This is a genomic window from Pseudomonas hunanensis, assembly GCF_013393325.1.
In the GTDB taxonomy this organism is placed as follows: domain Bacteria; phylum Pseudomonadota; class Gammaproteobacteria; order Pseudomonadales; family Pseudomonadaceae; genus Aquipseudomonas; species Aquipseudomonas putida_P.
Window position 1 is genome coordinate 303,295 of the sequence record NZ_QJRC01000098.1, and the last position, 15,701, is coordinate 318,995.

Annotated in this window: 16 protein-coding genes and 1 tRNA gene; 6 read left to right on the forward strand and 11 right to left on the reverse strand. The window is 62.2% G+C overall.

Features of this window, described 5'->3' with window-relative positions; all coding sequences use genetic code 11:
* The first annotated feature begins 3 nt into the window (after positions 1 to 3).
* Together DM807_RS23090 and DM807_RS23095 are read left to right on the forward strand one after the other, a co-directional pair.
* Positions 4 to 819, forward strand: coding sequence for a gamma-carboxygeranoyl-CoA hydratase (locus tag DM807_RS23090; RefSeq protein WP_012273266.1), 816 nt, complete (start codon positions 4 to 6; stop codon positions 817 to 819).
* The gene (locus DM807_RS23095; protein WP_071984562.1) at positions 816 to 2,768 is read left to right on the forward strand and encodes an acetyl/propionyl/methylcrotonyl-CoA carboxylase subunit alpha; all 1,953 of its coding nucleotides are present in this window, start codon (positions 816 to 818) and stop codon (positions 2,766 to 2,768) included. Before DM807_RS23090 ends, DM807_RS23095 begins: the two co-directional genes overlap by 4 nt.
* A 32-nt stretch (positions 2,769 to 2,800) precedes the next feature.
* Here DM807_RS23095 and DM807_RS23100 read toward each other — a convergent pair whose 3' ends face one another.
* Positions 2,801 to 3,454 (reverse strand): LexA family protein, encoded by a 654-nt coding sequence (locus tag DM807_RS23100; RefSeq protein WP_012273268.1) that lies wholly within the window; start codon positions 3,452 to 3,454, stop codon positions 2,801 to 2,803.
* A gap of 130 nt (positions 3,455 to 3,584) precedes the next feature.
* Between DM807_RS23100 and DM807_RS23105 the strand changes: the two genes are divergently transcribed.
* The 3 genes from DM807_RS23105 (at position 3,585) to DM807_RS23115 (ending at position 6,261) form a co-directional block, all read left to right on the forward strand.
* Positions 3,585 to 3,899 carry a DUF6124 family protein gene (locus DM807_RS23105; RefSeq protein WP_012273269.1) on the forward strand — a complete coding sequence of 105 codons (315 nt, stop codon included), beginning with the start codon at positions 3,585 to 3,587 and terminating at the stop codon, positions 3,897 to 3,899.
* Between the two features lie 431 nt (positions 3,900 to 4,330).
* Entirely contained in the window at positions 4,331 to 4,846 is a 516-nt protein-coding gene (locus DM807_RS23110) for a DUF4880 domain-containing protein (RefSeq protein WP_060494513.1), read from the forward strand.
* A gap of 161 nt (positions 4,847 to 5,007) precedes the next feature.
* Positions 5,008 to 6,261, forward strand: coding sequence for an arsenic transporter (locus DM807_RS23115; RefSeq protein WP_179027964.1), 1,254 nt, complete (start codon positions 5,008 to 5,010; stop codon positions 6,259 to 6,261).
* 161 nt (positions 6,262 to 6,422) lie between these two features.
* On the opposite strand, the gene DM807_RS23120 is transcribed toward DM807_RS23115, so the two are convergent.
* The 7 genes from DM807_RS23120 to DM807_RS23150 all read right to left on the reverse strand — a co-directional run bounded on the left by DM807_RS23120 (position 6,423) and on the right by DM807_RS23150 (position 11,024).
* Positions 6,423 to 6,498: transfer RNA gene (locus DM807_RS23120), tRNA-Gly, on the reverse strand.
* Between the two features lie 63 nt (positions 6,499 to 6,561).
* Positions 6,562 to 7,122 (reverse strand): CDP-diacylglycerol--glycerol-3-phosphate 3-phosphatidyltransferase, encoded by a 561-nt coding sequence (gene pgsA, locus DM807_RS23125; RefSeq protein ID WP_060492890.1) that lies wholly within the window; start codon positions 7,120 to 7,122, stop codon positions 6,562 to 6,564.
* 33 nt (positions 7,123 to 7,155) lie between these two features.
* Entirely contained in the window at positions 7,156 to 8,979 is a 1,824-nt protein-coding gene (gene uvrC / locus DM807_RS23130; protein ID WP_041166546.1) for an excinuclease ABC subunit UvrC, read from the reverse strand.
* A gap of 6 nt (positions 8,980 to 8,985) precedes the next feature.
* The gene (gacA, locus tag DM807_RS23135) at positions 8,986 to 9,624 is read right to left on the reverse strand and encodes a response regulator transcription factor GacA (RefSeq protein ID WP_023047491.1); all 639 of its coding nucleotides are present in this window, start codon (positions 9,622 to 9,624) and stop codon (positions 8,986 to 8,988) included.
* Positions 9,625 to 9,687: 63 nt separating this feature from the next.
* The gene (locus DM807_RS23140; protein WP_012273275.1) at positions 9,688 to 10,077 is read right to left on the reverse strand and encodes a helix-turn-helix domain-containing protein; all 390 of its coding nucleotides are present in this window, start codon (positions 10,075 to 10,077) and stop codon (positions 9,688 to 9,690) included.
* Positions 10,078 to 10,192: 115 nt separating this feature from the next.
* Positions 10,193 to 10,627 (reverse strand): GNAT family N-acetyltransferase, encoded by a 435-nt coding sequence (locus DM807_RS23145; protein ID WP_179027965.1) that lies wholly within the window; start codon positions 10,625 to 10,627, stop codon positions 10,193 to 10,195.
* 10 nt (positions 10,628 to 10,637) lie between these two features.
* Entirely contained in the window at positions 10,638 to 11,024 is a 387-nt protein-coding gene (locus DM807_RS23150; RefSeq protein ID WP_179027966.1) for a DUF488 domain-containing protein, read from the reverse strand.
* 127 nt (positions 11,025 to 11,151) lie between these two features.
* Here DM807_RS23150 and DM807_RS23155 point away from each other — a divergent pair, with 127 nt between their 5' ends.
* A complete protein-coding gene (locus tag DM807_RS23155; RefSeq protein ID WP_179027967.1) occupies positions 11,152 to 12,768 on the forward strand; it encodes an inorganic phosphate transporter in 1,617 nt (538 codons plus the stop codon).
* Positions 12,769 to 12,780: 12 nt separating this feature from the next.
* Here the strand turns inward: DM807_RS23155 and DM807_RS23160 are convergent, their stop codons facing one another.
* The 3 genes from DM807_RS23160 to DM807_RS23170 form a co-directional block, all read right to left on the reverse strand.
* Positions 12,781 to 13,476 carry a glutathione S-transferase N-terminal domain-containing protein gene (locus DM807_RS23160; protein ID WP_060492891.1) on the reverse strand — a complete coding sequence of 232 codons (696 nt, stop codon included), beginning with the start codon at positions 13,474 to 13,476 and terminating at the stop codon, positions 12,781 to 12,783.
* Positions 13,477 to 13,563: 87 nt separating this feature from the next.
* The gene (locus DM807_RS23165) at positions 13,564 to 14,061 is read right to left on the reverse strand and encodes a PaaI family thioesterase (RefSeq protein WP_012273280.1); all 498 of its coding nucleotides are present in this window, start codon (positions 14,059 to 14,061) and stop codon (positions 13,564 to 13,566) included.
* 57 nt (positions 14,062 to 14,118) lie between these two features.
* The gene (locus tag DM807_RS23170) at positions 14,119 to 15,501 is read right to left on the reverse strand and encodes an amino acid permease (RefSeq protein WP_012273281.1); all 1,383 of its coding nucleotides are present in this window, start codon (positions 15,499 to 15,501) and stop codon (positions 14,119 to 14,121) included.
* Positions 15,502 to 15,701 lie beyond the last annotated feature (200 nt).

Sequence of the window (15,701 nt, forward strand, 5' to 3'; positions counted from 1 at the left end):
CCCATGAGCGACTTCAGCACCCTCGAAGTGACCCGCGACCCGCGCGGTTTCGCCACCCTGTGGCTGAGCCGCGAGGACAAGAACAACGCCTTCAACGCGCAGATGATCCGCGAGCTGATCGTGGCCATCGACCAGTTGGCCGAAGACGCCAGCCTGCGCTTCGTGCTGCTGCGCGGCCGCGGCCGGCACTTCAGCGCCGGCGCCGACCTGGCCTGGATGCAGCAATCGGCGCAGCTGGACTTCAATACCAACCTGGATGATGCCCACGAACTGGGCGAGCTGATGTACGCCCTGCACCGCCTCAAGGCCCCTACCCTGGCGGTGGTGCAAGGTGCAGCCTTTGGCGGCGCGCTGGGTTTGATCAGTTGCTGTGACATGGCCATCGGCGCCGAAGACGCCCAGCTGTGCCTGTCGGAAGTACGCATCGGCCTGGCCCCGGCAGTGATCAGCCCGTTCGTGGTCAAGGCCATTGGCGAGCGTGCCGCGCGCCGCTATGCGCTCACCGCAGAGCGCTTCAGCGGCGTGCGCGCCCGCGAGCTGGGCCTGCTGGCCGAGGTGTATCCAGCCAGCGAGCTGGACGCCCACGTCGAAGCCTGGGTGAACAACCTGCTGCAGAACAGCCCACAAGCGTTGCGCGCCACCAAGGACCTGCTGCGCGAAGTGGACGATGGCGAACTCAGCCCGGCCCTGCGCCGTTACTGCGAAAACACCATCGCCCGTATCCGCGTCAGCGCCGAAGGCCAGGAGGGCCTGCGCGCCTTCCTGGAAAAACGCCGCCCCGCCTGGCAAACCGATGACAAGAAGGAGCCGCGCCCATGAGCCGCCCCGTTTTGACCACCCTGCTGGTCGCCAACCGCGGCGAAATCGCCTGCCGGGTGATGCGCACCGCCAAGGCCATGGGCCTGACCACCGTGGCCGTGCACAGCGCCACCGACCGTGACGCCCGGCACAGCCGCGAAGCCGACATCCGCGTCGACCTCGGCGGCACCAAGGCTGCCGAAAGCTACCTGCAGGTCGACAAACTGCTGGCCGCGGCCAAGGCCAGCGGCGCCCAGGCCATCCACCCAGGTTATGGCTTCCTGTCCGAGAACGCAGGTTTTGCCCGGGCCATCGAACAAGCCGGGCTGATTTTCCTCGGCCCACCGGCCAGCGCCATCGACGCCATGGGCAGCAAATCGGCGGCCAAGGCGTTGATGGAGGCTGCCGGCGTACCGCTGGTGCCGGGCTACCACGGTGAAGCCCAGGACCTGGACACCTTCCGCGCCGCCGCCGAACGCATCGGCTACCCAGTGCTGCTCAAGGCCAGCGCCGGTGGCGGTGGCAAGGGCATGAAGGTGGTCGAGGAAGAAAGCCAGCTGGCCGACGCCCTGGCCTCGGCCCAGCGTGAGGCGCAATCGTCGTTCGGCGACTCGCGCATGCTGGTGGAAAAATACGTGCTCAAACCGCGCCACGTAGAGATCCAGGTGTTCGCCGACCAACACGGCAACTGCCTGTACCTCAACGAGCGTGACTGCTCGATCCAGCGCCGCCACCAGAAAGTGGTCGAAGAAGCTCCCGCCCCCGGCCTCTCGCCAGAACTGCGCCGTGCCATGGGCGAAGCCGCAGTGCGCGCGGCACAAGCCATCGGCTATGTGGGCGCCGGCACCGTGGAGTTTCTGCTCGACGCCCGTGGCGAGTTCTTCTTCATGGAGATGAACACGCGCCTGCAGGTGGAGCACCCGGTCACCGAAGCCATTACCGGCCTGGACCTGGTGGCCTGGCAAATTCGCGTGGCCTGCGGCGAAGCCCTGCCGATCACCCAGGAGCAGGTGCCGCTGATCGGCCATGCCATCGAGGTGCGCCTGTATGCCGAGGACCCGGCCAACGAATTCCTGCCCGCAACCGGCAAGCTGATGTTGTATCGGGAGTCGGCGCCAGGCGAGGGCCGGCGGGTGGACAGCGGGGTCAGCGAAGGCGATGTGGTGTCGCCGTTCTACGACCCGATGCTGGGCAAGCTGATCGCCTGGGGCGAAGACCGCGAGCAGGCGCGCCTGCGCTTGCTGGCCATGCTCGACGAGTTCGCCATTGGCGGGCTGAAGACCAACATCGCCTTCCTGCGCCGCATCCTGGCCCACCCGGCGTTTGCGGCGGCGGAGCTGGATACCGGCTTCATTCCGCGCCACCAGGCGGTTTTGCTGCCGGCACCACAGGCAATGCCAGCAGGTTTCTGGGAGGCGGCGGCCGAGGCATGGCTGCAAGGCCAGGCCGGCCATCACCGCGATGACGACTGCCATTCGCCGTGGGGTGAGTGCAACGGCCTGCGCTTGGGCCTGCCAGCGCGTAGCAGCCTGCATCTGGTGAGCGGCGGGCAGGATCAGGCGGTTGCCTTGGAACGCAGTGCTGCGTCTACCTGGCAGCTAACGGGCGAACAACTGCTGCATGACCAGGACGGCGTACGTCGTCAGCACCTGGCCATCCGCCGGGGTGGCACGCTGTATCTGCAGTGGGATGGCGAGATGCATGCCATCGAAGCCTTCGACCCGATCGCGCAGGCGGAAGCCAGCCACAGTCATCAGGGCGGGCTGGGTGCGCCCATGAACGGCAGCATCGTGCGGGTGCTGGTGGAACCGGGACAGGTGGTGGAAGCAGGCACCGCGCTGGTGGTGCTGGAGGCCATGAAAATGGAGCACAGCATTCGTGCGCCGCATTCAGGCACAGTGAAGGCATTGTTCTGCCAAGAAGGCGATATGGTCAGCGAAGGGACGGTGCTGGTCGAACTGGTGGAATAAGGGTACGGGGGCCGCTTTGCGGCCCCGGCATTCTAGAAGGCGCCATGCACCCGCACGACCACACCGATAAACTCGCATCCCTCTTCACACAGGATTGTCGGATAGCGCGTATTCAGCGGCTTGAGCATCTTGTCGCCACCCTCTTCGACCAACTGCCGCAACACAGCAGGCCGCCCCGGCTGGCGCGCAATCACCAGCCTGCCGGGCTCTACCGGCAGGCCAGTATCCACCAATACGCGCATGCCCTCAGGAACACTCTTGCCGCTGGCTGCATTCATCGAGTCGTTTTCAACCAACAGCCAGAACGCATTACCTGCTGGCATGTAATCGGTCTGCTCGTTGGACTTGGCCGTTTCAGGCAAAGGCCCCTGCAAGTCGGACCAAGCCAACACCGGGAAGCGAAAGCTTGCATAAAGCAGCGCTTCGCCCGACACCGGCTGCTCGACTGCATAACGCCCAGGGGCTTCGCGCACGATGTTGCGCTCTACCACCATGACTTGTGCTTCCAAAAACACCAGGCCGAGTTTCTCGAGCTTTTCGTTGATGGTTTCCACCGTCGGCCGCCGCGTGCCGCGCAGCCAATGCCCCACGCCGCCCTGAGTCATGCCCAGGCGTTCAGCCAGCTTGAGCTGGCTGAGGTTATGTTCGCGCTTGTAGCGCTTGAGAAATGCGTTCCAGTTTTCCATGAGCGGCAACAATACGGACTGTATTACCCACAGCAATACACAATCTGAATTATTTATCTGGTATCTAACAGTACAGATTGACCTATCCTGTATTTCCAGTGTGTTTGAAGGGAAATCAGAAGGTATCGCGATGAAACCACCGAAAAACGACGAAACAGATCTCGACAGCGAAGCGGCCCGCCGCGCTCTCGATTACTACCTCAACCCGAACCCGCCACGGCCCAGCCTGGACAACAAGATCTGGACGCTGCACGAAGGCGTAACCAACGACCAGGCCCAGCAGCATGCCATCGCCCTGCTGCGTTGCGCCGCTGCAACCGCCCAGGAAACCGCAAGCCACCAGCACGGTAGCCAGCGCGAGCTGACCTTCGCCCTGATGCACATGATGGACATGGCGCGGGCACTGCTGGAGCACAAAGGCGCCGGAGAACCGGTTTTCAAGTAATGAAGAAGGGAGAAAACGTGATGGCCTGGAACGGCAAATGCCCCGATTGCCGGGACAAGGAAGCGCATCGGTAAAACTTTTTTACCGAATTAGCGAAAATTCATTTGACTGGCAAATGATAACGATTATTATTGCACTCAGCTGATCGCGAGATCTGCTGGATAACCTGGAGCTTAGGTCGCTCTCAGATTATCTCCTCATCAGGCTAATCACGGTTTTTGACCCGGCTTTTTGCCGGGTCTTTTTTTTGGCTCTTCAGGCTAATGAAGATCGTGATGGCGCGCATGATAGCAAAGGTGTTTCAGGGCGTGAACGCTCATTACAAAACTTTGCGGAATCAGCACTTGAGAATCAATCTCGTTTCGCCTACGCTGATCACGCATCAGGGAAGATGCCCCCACCCCTCCCCTTTATAGAGCAAGGAGCTGTCCATGACCCGTCTGCTGCTGCCCCTTGAACACCCAACCGCTGCCGCCGAACACAATGCCGACGATGCCCTTCTACATGCCCTGAAACGGCTGCCACGGCGCGTGCAGCAGGTGTTTCTGCTCAACCGCCTTGACCAGCTGGACTTTGCCACGATCGCTACCCGCCTTGATCTACCACTGGCAAGCATTGAACGGAACATGGACCAAGCGCTGCAGGTGGGCCGCTCGCGCCGGGATGTACTAGCGAGTGTTGCCGGGCAATGGTATGTGCGCTTGCAGAGCCCACAGGTGACAGCGTGCGAGCGGATCGACTTCCGCCGCTGGCTGGATGCGGACCCGGCTAACTTGCAAGCGTTTCATGAGACAGAGCTACGCTGGCGCAGCCTGCTGGCACCGGCACGACAACTGGGCCACGACGGCTGGTATCGGCAAGGCCGGGCTGCGCTGTCGCTGGGTGGTTGCTCGATTGCGGTGGGGCTTGGCGTTACAGCCCTGGTACTGTTCGGCTTCTGGGCCTGATCCTCGCTTCAGCCGCCCAAACACTGCTCGCATACGCCCAGCAGGCTACTGTACATTGTCAAGGAGCGGCCGCAACCGCTTGCAATTGGGTTGAAACCGGCGCGTAAGACAGCTGCCGATCACGCCCCTGTTTCGCGCCCCCTCCCGGAAACCGCCCCTCCATGCCTGTCAGCGAAAACGCATCGATCATCTGGGTCGTAGCCGCCCTCGCCACTTGCGGCGTCATCCTGCGCCCCTGGCGTATTCCGGAGTACGCCTGGGCCATGGGCGGCGCACTGCTGCTGACCGCTCTTGGCCTGATCACGCCGCACAGCGCGCTGGCTGCGGTGGCCGAAGGCAGCGACGTCTACCTGTTCCTGATCGGCATGATGGTGCTGGCCGAGCTTGCTCGCCAGGAAGGCCTGTTCGACTGGCTGGCCCACTATGCCGTCCAGCACGCGCGAGGATCGGGGCAACGGCTGTTCGACCTGGTGTTCCTGGTGGGGACGCTGGTCACTGTTTTTTTGTCCAACGATGCCACGGCGGTGGTGCTGACCCCAGCAGTCTACGCGGCGTGCAAGGCCGCCAAGGCCGAGCCTTTGCCGTACCTGTTCATCTGCGCCTTCATCGCCAACGCCGCCAGCTTCGTGCTGCCCATCTCGAACCCGGCCAACCTCGTGGTATTTGGCAGCCAGATGCCGCCGCTACTGGACTGGTTAAGACAGTTCAGCCTGCCATCACTGGCGGCAATTGCCCTGACCTACGTGGCCCTGCGCCTGTCTCAGCGCCGACAGATCCGCCAGCCGCTGGCCTTGAACGTTCAAACCCTGTCACTGAGCGCGGGCGCACGGTTGTGCGCAGTGGGTATCGCCTTCACCGCGGTCTTGCTGCTGGGCGCCTCGGCGCTGGACCAGGCGCTGGGGCTGCCGACATTCTGCGCGGGGGTAGCGACCACCGCCCTGATCCACCTGCGCCAGCGGCGCAGCCCGACGCCAGTGTTGCGCCATGTCGCGTGGGGCGTGCTGCCACTTGTAGCAGGCTTGTTCGTGCTGGTCGAAGCGGTCGCCCAAACCGGCCTGGTGGTGCGTCTTGCCCATGCGCTGGCGGCGCTCGCCGAGGGCTCGCTGAACACAGCCAGTTGGGTAGCGGGCACAGGGGTTGCTATTGCCAGCAACCTGATGAACAACCTGCCGACCGGGCTGATTGCCGGGGCCATGGGGTCGGTCGTCGAGTTGCCGCAGCAAACTACCGCGGCTTTGCTGATCGGCGTGGACCTGGGCCCGAATCTGTCGATTACCGGATCGCTGGCCACGCTGCTATGGTTGGTCGCGATCCGCCGTGAAGGAGAGCACGTGGGGGCCTGGCACTTCTTACGCCTGGGGCTATTGGTAATGCCCCCTGCCCTGGCTGCCGCGCTGCTGGCGTTGTGGGTGTAACCCAGCGCACGCCTGGGGCTCTGAAGCGGCGCTTGATCTAACCAGCGCTGAAATTGCCGGGTAAGCAGCCGCCAACCCAGCCATAGGTAAAAAATCCCCAAAAAAAAGAGGCCATTAAGGCCTCTTCTTTTTGATCCCAGCGACGCACTGAGGATCGAATTTGGAGCGGGAAACGAGACTCGAACTCGCGACCCCGACCTTGGCAAGGTCGTGCTCTACCAACTGAGCTATTCCCGCGTCGTGATGGGAGCCATTCTAGCGATTTCTAAAACAGCGTCAACCCCTTGATTCAAAAAAGTTTTATTTTTGTTCCGAGCCTTCGCGCAGGTGCGGCCAGGCAGCCAGCAGGTAATGCACCATAGACCACAGCGTCAGCCCCGCCGCCACCAGCAGCAGGCCGTAGCCCAGGATCACCCAGAAGGTCACTGCCGGCGGGTTGGCCAACAGAATCACCAGGGCGAGCATCTGCGCCGCCGTCTTCCACTTGCCAAGGTTGGACACCGCCACATGTGCCCGTGCACCCAGCTCGGCCATCCACTCGCGCAGTGCCGACACCACGATTTCGCGACCGATGATCACTGCCGCAGGCAGGGTCAGCCAGAAGTTGGCGTGGGTTTGCACCAGCAGCACCAAGGCCACCGCCACCATCAGCTTGTCGGCCACAGGGTCCAGGAAGGCACCGAACGGCGTGCTCTGCTGCAGGCGACGCGCCAGGTAGCCGTCCAGCCAGTCGGTGGCGGCGGCGACGGCGAACACACTGCTGGCGGCCATGTAGCTCCAGTGATAAGGCACATAGAACAGCAGAATGAAGATCGGGATGAGCAGGACGCGTAGAACGGTGAGCAGGTTTGGAATATTCATCGGTACGACTGGCTGCAAGTTGAGCCCGGCATTCTACTCGCTATGCAGGCTGGCATAAATTGATTCGGCAAGCTTTTTACTGATGCCGGGCGCTTTGGCTATTTCATCGATACTGGCGCGGTTGAGCTCTTGCAGGCCGCCGAAATGTTTCAGCAGGTCGCGGCGACGCTTCGGCCCTACCCCGGCTACATCTTCAAGGCTGGACACCCGACGGGCCTTGCCACGGCGGGCGCGGTGGCCGGTGATGGCAAAACGGTGGGCTTCGTCGCGGATCTGCTGGATCAGGTGCAACGCCGAGGAATCGCCTTTGAGGGTGAATTCGTGGTGCACGTCGTTCAGGTACAGGGTTTCGAAACCCGCCTTGCGCGTTACGCCCTTGGCCACACCGAGCAGGGTCAGGTCGGTAAAGCCCAGCTCCTGCATCACGTCGCGGGCCATGTTCAGCTGGCCTTTGCCGCCGTCCACCAGCAGCACATCAGGCAGTTTGCCCTCGCCGTCCTTGATACGCCCGTAGCGACGGGTCAGGGCCTGGTGCATGGCGGCATAGTCGTCACCCGCCGTGACGCCTTCGATATTGAAGCGCCGGTAATCGGATTTCAGCGGGCCTTCGGGGCCGAACACCACGCAGCTGGCCACGGTGGCTTCGCCACTGGAGTGGCTGATGTCGTAGCATTCCAGGCGTTGCGGCACTTCGTCCAGGCCCAGCACTTCGGCCAGGGCTTCGAAACGTGCGGCCATGTGCTGACGGTTGGCCAGGCGGGCATTCAGCGCCTGCTCGGCATTGGTCACCGCCAGCTGCTGCCAGCGGGCGCGGGTGCCACGCACCCGGTGGCTGATGGTCAGCTCGCGGCCACGCAGTGTGTGCAGTGCCTCGGTAATGGCGTCGAAGTCTTCGTGAACAACGTTGACGATCAACTCGCCTGGCAATTCGCGCTCTGCGTTGCCCAGGTAGTACTGGGAAAGGAAGGCGGCCATGACCTCGGCCACTTCCTCTTCGATGCCCACCTGCGGGAAGAAGTTCTTGCTACCCAGCACTCGTCCGCCACGCACGCTGATCAAGTGCACACAGGCACCACCTGGGTTGACGAAGGCCGCGATCACGTCGACATCGCCGTTGCCGCCTTCGATGTACTGCTGGTCCTGCACGCGGCGCAGCAGCGCGATCTGGTCACGAAGTTCGGCGGCTTTTTCGAAATTGAGGGCCATGGCGGCCTTTTCCATTTCGGCATTCAATTCGTTGCCCAGTTGCTGGCTACGGCCCTCCAGGAACATCACCGAATGGCGCACGTCCTCGGCGTATTCCTCAGCGCTCACCAGGTCGGTACAAGGCCCTTTGCAGCGCTTTATCTGGTACTGCAGGCATGGCCGGGTGCGGTTGGCGTAGTAGCTGTCTTCGCACTGGCGCACGGAAAAGGCCTTTTGCAGCAGGCTGAGGCTTTCGCGGATCGCCCCGGCGCTGGGGTAAGGGCCGAAGTAGCGGCCCTTGGCTTTTTTCGCCCCACGGTGAATGCCCAATCGTGGGAACTCACCGTCGGACAGGAACACGTAGGGGTAGGATTTATCGTCGCGCAGCAGAATGTTGTAGGGCGGCCGCCATTCCTTGATCAGGTTCTGCTCCAGCAGCAACGCCTCGGTTTCGTTGGCGGTGATGGTGGTTTCGACCTGGGCGATACGCGCGACCAAGGCGGCAGTCTTGGGCGCCAGGCCGGTCTTGCGAAAATAGCTGGCCAGACGCTTTTTCAGGTTCTTGGCCTTGCCCACGTAAAGCAGCCGGGCCTCGCCGTCGAACATCCGGTAAACGCCTGGGCGACCACTGCAGGTCGCCAGGAATGCGCTGGCATCAAAATCTTGGGACATGGGGGGTTACAGGCTTGCGTCAACCATACCGTGGCGAACGGCCAGCAAGGTCAGTTCGACGTCGCTGGTGACCGAGAGTTTTTCAAAGATCCGATAACGGTAAGTATTGACGGTCTTGGGCGAGAGGCACAATTTGTCAGAGATGATCTGCACCTTTTGGCAGCCGACGATCATCAGGGCAATCTGGATTTCCCGTTCGGACAATGTGTCGAACGGCGAGCCCTGTGGCTGGAACGGTTTCAGCGCCAGCTGCTGGGCAATCTGCGGGCTGATGTAACGCTGGCCGGCAAAAGCCAAGCGAATGGCCTGAACCATTTCATCGAGGCCTGCGCCCTTGGTCAGGTAGCCAGCAGCGCCGGCCTGCAGCAAACGTGTGGGGAACGGATCTTCCTCGCACACCGTCACCGCCACCACCTTGATGTCCGGGTGGCTGCGCAGCAGCTTGCGGGTGGCTTCCAGCCCGCCGATGCCTGGCATTTTCACGTCCATCAGCACCACGTCCGGCTTCAGCTCTCTGGCCAGCTTGAGTGCCGACTCGCCTGAATCCCCCTCACCCACCACCTGCAAGCCATCGATGTCGGCCAGCATGCGGGTAATACCGGTTCGTACCAGATCGTGATCATCGACCACTAAGACCCTAATCAAGCACACACCTCGTAAACAGGGCGATTGGATCCCGCCACCTTAACAAAATTTTTCCCGGTGGGCCTAGCGCATTACTTCCTTCAGAAAAGCCTGACGTTCAACGGTAAGCGGCCTCACTGTTTGCCTAGGCTTGGCGTTGTCGGCCAACCGCCCCAACAGATGCCAGAGCGCCGCCTGATCGTCCAGCGATAATTGTCGAAAAGCCCCCAGCAAACCCGACTCGTCGGTGCTCAAGCCTTGCAGCGGTGCAGGGGTACGCAGGCCGCTGAGCACGTACAGCGCGTCCACACCCCTGGCCGCCAGTGCCGCCAGGTAGTCGACCCGCGGCGTGCGCTCACCGCTTTCGTACTTACCCTGGGCATTGGGCTCGACCCCGCCGATATCGCCAAATACGCGCTGGGTCATGCCCAGCCGTTCACGCTCTTCCCGCAGCCGTGGACCGATTCCATTCATAGGGCTTCTCCTCTTCCCTGATCGCCGTCATGCACGGCCTACCCACCTGCAGGCAGCCGTAAACGTGTGGATCCACTATGCCCCTGCTCTGCAGTCGCGACAAGCCATCATTTAGCTATTGGCCGATTACCCGCTGCATACGTACGAAGCAATCGTCCGCCCCCATTTCGACGAAGCCGTGGCGCTGGTACAGCAAGCGGGCCGGGTTGCTGCGAAACACCATCAGCCGCAGTAGCGCAAGGCGCCGTTGCCTGGCCCACAGCGCCAGCTGTTCCAACACCCAGCCACCGACCCCACGCCCACGGTGCTCGGGCAACAGGTGCAACTCGCGGATGAACAGCGCCTGTCGGTCCTGGCTGAGGCTGCAAAAACCCAGCAGGGTGCTACCTTCGGTCACCAGCCACTGTTCACGCCAGCCCCAGGCTTCGTCGAAGGCCTCTTCGATCCACAGCAGGTCGTATTCGCGGTAGTACGGCAACATGGCCCGGCGAGTGAGGTCACGGGCGAAGGTGCAGTGGGTGTCGTCGGCGGGGGTTAACTGTAAGGGCATCGCTTATCGCTCATCGGGCATAACAGACTGGCGAACTACCAGGCCCACGCCGGTCCAGTTCGTCTTCCAGCCATTCGGCCAGCACTCGGGCATTGTTGTGCTCAGTGTCCTTGCCGGCAAAAAGCAATGTCAGCGTACCCTTGCCAGCCATGTCCAGTAGCGGATACCAGTGCTCGGGGTGGGCCGCCAGCTGTTGCTGGTAGCGCTGGGTAAAACCGGCAAAATCGATCTCACCCTGATGAAATGCCTTGCGCAACTCTGCCGAGGGTGCCACCTCGCGCAACCACTCCCCGTGCAGGTCTTCCTTGCGTTTGTTGCGCGGCCACAGGCGGTCGACCAGCACGCGCTGGCCATCTTCATCCGAGACCGCATCGTAGACACGCTTGCAGCGAATCATGGGTTGCTCCTGCCATTACCGTCCGTCTTGAGCCTAGATAATTCATTGATCGAGGTCACGGCCGACTCGCCAATTGTTTCTATGCTCAAGGCCTTTGGCAACTTCGCCCACGCCAACCGGAGCCCTCATGGCAACCCCGTCAGTGGCCAGCCAGCCGCAACTGGCCCAACGCGATTCCCGCCCGCAGCTCGTCCACAAGCCCGGGCGTGCCACCTTGGTGCTGTTCTTCGGCCTGTTGCTGGCAGGCATCGCCTACACCGCTTGGAGCCTCAAGCAGGATGTAACCGCCAGCGGCACGGTTATCACCACGGTCACACCCTTCCTGCTCCTGGGCCTGGCGCTGGTGATTGCCTTGGGCTTCGAGTTCGTCAACGGCTTCCACGACACCGCCAACGCGGTAGCCACGGTGATATACACCCATTCGTTGCCGGCACCGATAGCGGTGGTATGGTCCGGGCTGTGCAACTTCCTGGGGGTGCTGCTTTCCAGCGGCGCGGTGGCGTTCGGCATCATCGCCCTGCTGCCGGTAGAACTGATTTTGCAGGTTGGCTCGTCAGCCGGCTTCGCCATGGTCTTCGCCCTGCTACTGGCGGCGATCATCTGGAACCTTGGCACCTGGTGGTTGGGCCTGCCGGCGTCGTCCTCGCACACCCTAATCGGCTCGATCATCGGCGTGGGCGTGGCCAATGCACTGATGCATGGGCGCGACGGCACCAGCGGGGTGGACTGGGCCCAGGCCAGCAAGGTGGGGTATGCCTTGCTGTTTTCGCCGCTGATCGGTTTTGCCTGCGCTGCCCTCCTGCTGTTGGCCCTGCGCGCGCTGGTCAAACGCAAAGAGCTGTACCAGGCGCCAGAAGGCCGCACCCCTCCGCCTTGGTGGATCCGCGGGGTGCTGATCCTGACCTGCACCGGGGTATCGTTCGCCCACGGCTCCAACGACGGCCAGAAAGGCATGGGCCTGATCATGCTGATTCTGGTGGGCACCCTGCCGATGGCTTACGCGCTGAACAAGACCATGCCCAATGAGCAGGCCCTGCAGTTTTCTGCCGTCGCCGAAGTAACCCGCCAGGCCTTGCTGCGCAGCGACCCGCATGCGGCCCCGGCCGACCCACGCCAGGTACTCACCCTGTTCATTGCCGAACCCAAGGCCAGCCCGCAACTGGTCCCGGCATTGGCCGCACTCACCGGGATGATCGGCGAACAGGTCAAAGGCTACGGTTCGCTCAAGCGCGTCCCCGCCGAAGCCATGGCCAACGTGCGCAACGACATGTACCTGACCAGTGAAGCCATCCGCCTCATGGAGAAAAACCGGCTGGTGGCATTCGATGCCGACACCCGCAACCATGTGCAGCTGTTCAAGACCCAGTTGGACGACGCCACTCGCTACATCCCGCTGTGGGTGAAGGTGGCCGTGGCCATCGCGCTGGGGCTGGGGACCATGGTGGGCTGGCGGCGCATTGTGGTCACGGTTGGCGAGAAGATCGGCAAGACCCACCTCAGCTATGCCCAAGGGGCTTCGGCCGAAGTGGTGGCTATGTGCACCATTGGCGCAGCGGACATGTTCGGGCTGCCGGTTTCGACCACCCATGTGCTGAGTTCGGGGGTAGCCGGGACCATGGTTGCCAATGGCTCGGGGCTTCAGAAGCGCACGCTGATCAATCTGCTGATGGCCTGGGTGCTGACCCTGCCAGCGGCAATGCTGTTGGCAGGGAGCCTGTACTGGCTGCTGAACCAGATCTTCTAGTCAGCGGGGTGATCAGGCGGGGATTTTCAGGCCGCGCTGCACCGCCGGCCGCTCGAGGAACGCGGCCAGCACCCGCTGCACGTCCTTGAACTGATCAAAACCGACCAACTCCCGGGCGTTGTAACGTTCCACCAGGTTACGCACCCACGGGAAAATGGCGATGTCGGCGATGCTGTATTCGTCAACCATCCACTCCCGCCCTTTCAAGTGCCGATCCAGCACACCCAGCAGGCGCTTGGACTCGTTGACATAGCGGTCACGCGGGCGCTTGTCTTCATATTCCTTGCCAGCAAAGAAGTGAAAGAAACCGACCTGGCCAAACATCGGCCCGATGCCGCCCATCTGGAACATCAGCCACTGCAGGGTCTGGTAACGCTGGGCCGGGTCCTGGCTGAGCAACTGGCCGCTCTTCTCTGCCAGGTACTGCAGAATCGCCCCCGACTCGAACAGCGGCAGCGGCTGGCCGCCCGGCCCGTTGGGGTCGAGGATGGCGGGGATCTTGTTGTTGGCACTGAGTGAGATGAACTCGGCACTCAACTGGTCATCGTTGTCGAAGCTGACCTTGTGCGGCTCATAGGCCAGGCCGATTTCCTCGAGCATGATCGACACCTTGACGCCATTGGGCGTCGGCAGCGAGTACAGCTGCAGGCGTTCAGGGTGTTTGGCGGGCCACTTGCGGGTAATGGGGAAAGCACTGAGATCGGTCATGATCAACCTTGCCTGGGGGATGAACCTGTCACTCTAGAGACATCCCCGGCCGGTGACCATCACCGACCACTCATCAGCGCGGGCAACTCAGGCCTGGCCATGGGCCTTGAGCTTGAGTTTTTCGGTATCCACACGCACGAACACCGAGTCGGCACTCACGGTCAGCACGTCGCCAGCCCAAACTTCGCAGATAACCCGGCTCTTGCGACCCACTTCGCCCTCCACACGCGCCTTGAGCAGCAACTCGACACCCATCGGCGTAGGTTTCAGGTAGGTCAGGTTAAGTGTGCCGGTAACGCAGTCTATACGTGGCAGGCTGCCGGGCTCGCGGCCTTCGTTGCGGTAGTGGTAGGCCATGGCTGTCCAGTTGGAGTGGCAGTCGACCAGCATCGCCAGCAGGCCACCGTAAACCAGGCCGGGCCAGCCAATGAAGGTGCTGTCGGGCGAGTGCCGGCACAACAGGTGAACGCCGTCGGCGTCCCAGTGACTTTGCAGGTGCAGGCCGCTTGGGTGGGAACAGCCGCAGCCGTAGCAGGTACCCTCCGGCGCCGCGAGGGCCTGAAGGGAAAGGGGTTGGTCGTTCATACGCTTCCTGTGCTTATTGATATGGGGGCGCGCAACGCCCCCATTAAAACAGAAACATCAGGCCGTCTGGGCAACCACATTGGCACGCCGCTGGGTCAGCGAAACCAGCAGGATGAACGCAGTAACCCCCGCAGTCATCAGCGTTTCATAGCGGTAGGCATCGCTGAACAGCATGTAGCCCAGCACCATGACGATGGTGCCGATCACCAGCCAGGTCAGCCACGGGAACAGCCACATCTTCAGCTCGAGCGGGCGCCCTTCACGTTCGGCACGGGCACGCATGCGCAGCTGCGATACGGCAATCACCAGGTACACCAGCAGGGCGATGGCCCCCGTGGTGGACAACAGGAAGCCGAACACCTTGCCAGGGAACACATAGTTGACCAGGCAGCCGGCAAAGCCTGCCAGGGTAGAGAAGATCACCGCCACTGTCGGCACGCCGGAACCGGAAATGCGCTTGGTCACGCTCAGCGCCTGACCACGAGCACCCAGCGAGTAGAGCATGCGCGACGCGGTGTACAGCCCCGAGTTCATGCAACTGGTCACCGCCACCAGTACCACCAGATCGACCAGCAGCTTGGCGCCCGGCACGTTCAGCACTTCCAGCACGCGCTGGAACGAGCCGACTGCTTTGAGCGCTGGGTCGTTCCAGGCCACCAGGGACACCACCAGGAAGATCGACGCCAGGTAGAAGATGGCGATGCGATACACCACCAAGTTGGTGGCGCGGCGGATCTTGTCTTTCGGGTTGGCGGTTTCGTCAGCGGCGATGGTGACAATTTCGGCACCGAAGAACGAGAAGATGGTGATCAGTACGCCCCCCAACACCGTCCCGAAGCCATTGGGCATGAAACCACCGTTGTCCCACAGCCGGCTGACTCCAGAGACTTCAGCCAGCGGCCAGAAGCCGAACACCGCCAAGGTGCACACCCCGATGAAGCCGATGATCGCTACCACCTTGACCAGCGCGAACCAGTACTCGAAGGCACCGAAGTTCTTCACGCTGACCAGGTTGGTACCCGACAGCACCAGCATGATCAGGAAGGCGAACAGCCAGGACGGCACGCCAGGGAAGTAGGCGTGCAGGATGTCAGCGCCGGCAATGGCTTCCACCGGAATGATCAGTACCCAGAACCACCAGTACAACCAGCCGATGGTAAAGCCCGCCCAAGGGCCGATGGCCTCCGAGGCATAGGTGGAGAACGAGCCGCTGTTGGGGTTGGCGATGGCCATTTCGCCGAGCATGCGCATCACCAGCAGGACCAGCAAGCCGGTCATGGCGTAGGAAATGAGGATGGCCGGGCCGGCGGTGGCGATGGCGTTGGAAGAACCGATGAACAGGCCGGCGCCGATGATGCCGGCGATGGAGATCATGGACACCTGACGGGAGGTCAGGCCGTGTTGCAGGGAACGCTGTTTCTTGTTGTCTTGCGAAGCCATGAAGAACCCTCGAATGGGTCGGCCGCAGCAAAGCGGCTGAAGGTCGGAGCAGAATTCTTATAAATTTCTGATTGTCGTTGTTGTTGTTTTGCAGATGCCGGAAGCGGGTACTGACCTCCTCTTCGCATGACCGGTTGTAATCGTTGATCCAGGTCAGTATTAATCTATAGGCCGGGGTCAACAAACGACCTTTTCGAACC

Excerpts from the sequence above, each read along its gene's own strand:
- DM807_RS23090 (WP_012273266.1), top strand. The coding sequence starts at position 4 with ATGAGCGACTTCAGCACCCTCGAAGTGACCCGCGACCCGCGCGGTTTC.
- DM807_RS23095 (WP_071984562.1), top strand. The coding sequence starts at position 816 with ATGAGCCGCCCCGTTTTGACCACCCTGCTGGTCGCCAACCGCGGCGAA.
- DM807_RS23100 (WP_012273268.1), bottom strand. The coding sequence starts at position 3,454 with ATGGAAAACTGGAACGCATTTCTCAAGCGCTACAAGCGCGAACATAAC.
- DM807_RS23105 (WP_012273269.1), top strand. The coding sequence starts at position 3,585 with ATGAAACCACCGAAAAACGACGAAACAGATCTCGACAGCGAAGCGGCC.
- DM807_RS23110 (WP_060494513.1), top strand. The coding sequence starts at position 4,331 with ATGACCCGTCTGCTGCTGCCCCTTGAACACCCAACCGCTGCCGCCGAA.
- DM807_RS23115 (WP_179027964.1), top strand. The coding sequence starts at position 5,008 with ATGCCTGTCAGCGAAAACGCATCGATCATCTGGGTCGTAGCCGCCCTC.
- pgsA (WP_060492890.1), bottom strand. The coding sequence starts at position 7,122 with ATGAATATTCCAAACCTGCTCACCGTTCTACGCGTCCTGCTCATCCCG.
- uvrC (WP_041166546.1), bottom strand. The coding sequence starts at position 8,979 with ATGTCCCAAGATTTTGATGCCAGCGCATTCCTGGCGACCTGCAGTGGT.
- DM807_RS23140 (WP_012273275.1), bottom strand. The coding sequence starts at position 10,077 with ATGAATGGAATCGGTCCACGGCTGCGGGAAGAGCGTGAACGGCTGGGC.
- DM807_RS23145 (WP_179027965.1), bottom strand. The coding sequence starts at position 10,627 with ATGCCCTTACAGTTAACCCCCGCCGACGACACCCACTGCACCTTCGCC.
- DM807_RS23150 (WP_179027966.1), bottom strand. The coding sequence starts at position 11,024 with ATGATTCGCTGCAAGCGTGTCTACGATGCGGTCTCGGATGAAGATGGC.
- DM807_RS23155 (WP_179027967.1), top strand. The coding sequence starts at position 11,152 with ATGGCAACCCCGTCAGTGGCCAGCCAGCCGCAACTGGCCCAACGCGAT.
- DM807_RS23160 (WP_060492891.1), bottom strand. The coding sequence starts at position 13,476 with ATGACCGATCTCAGTGCTTTCCCCATTACCCGCAAGTGGCCCGCCAAA.
- DM807_RS23165 (WP_012273280.1), bottom strand. The coding sequence starts at position 14,061 with ATGAACGACCAACCCCTTTCCCTTCAGGCCCTCGCGGCGCCGGAGGGT.
- DM807_RS23170 (WP_012273281.1), bottom strand. The coding sequence starts at position 15,501 with ATGGCTTCGCAAGACAACAAGAAACAGCGTTCCCTGCAACACGGCCTG.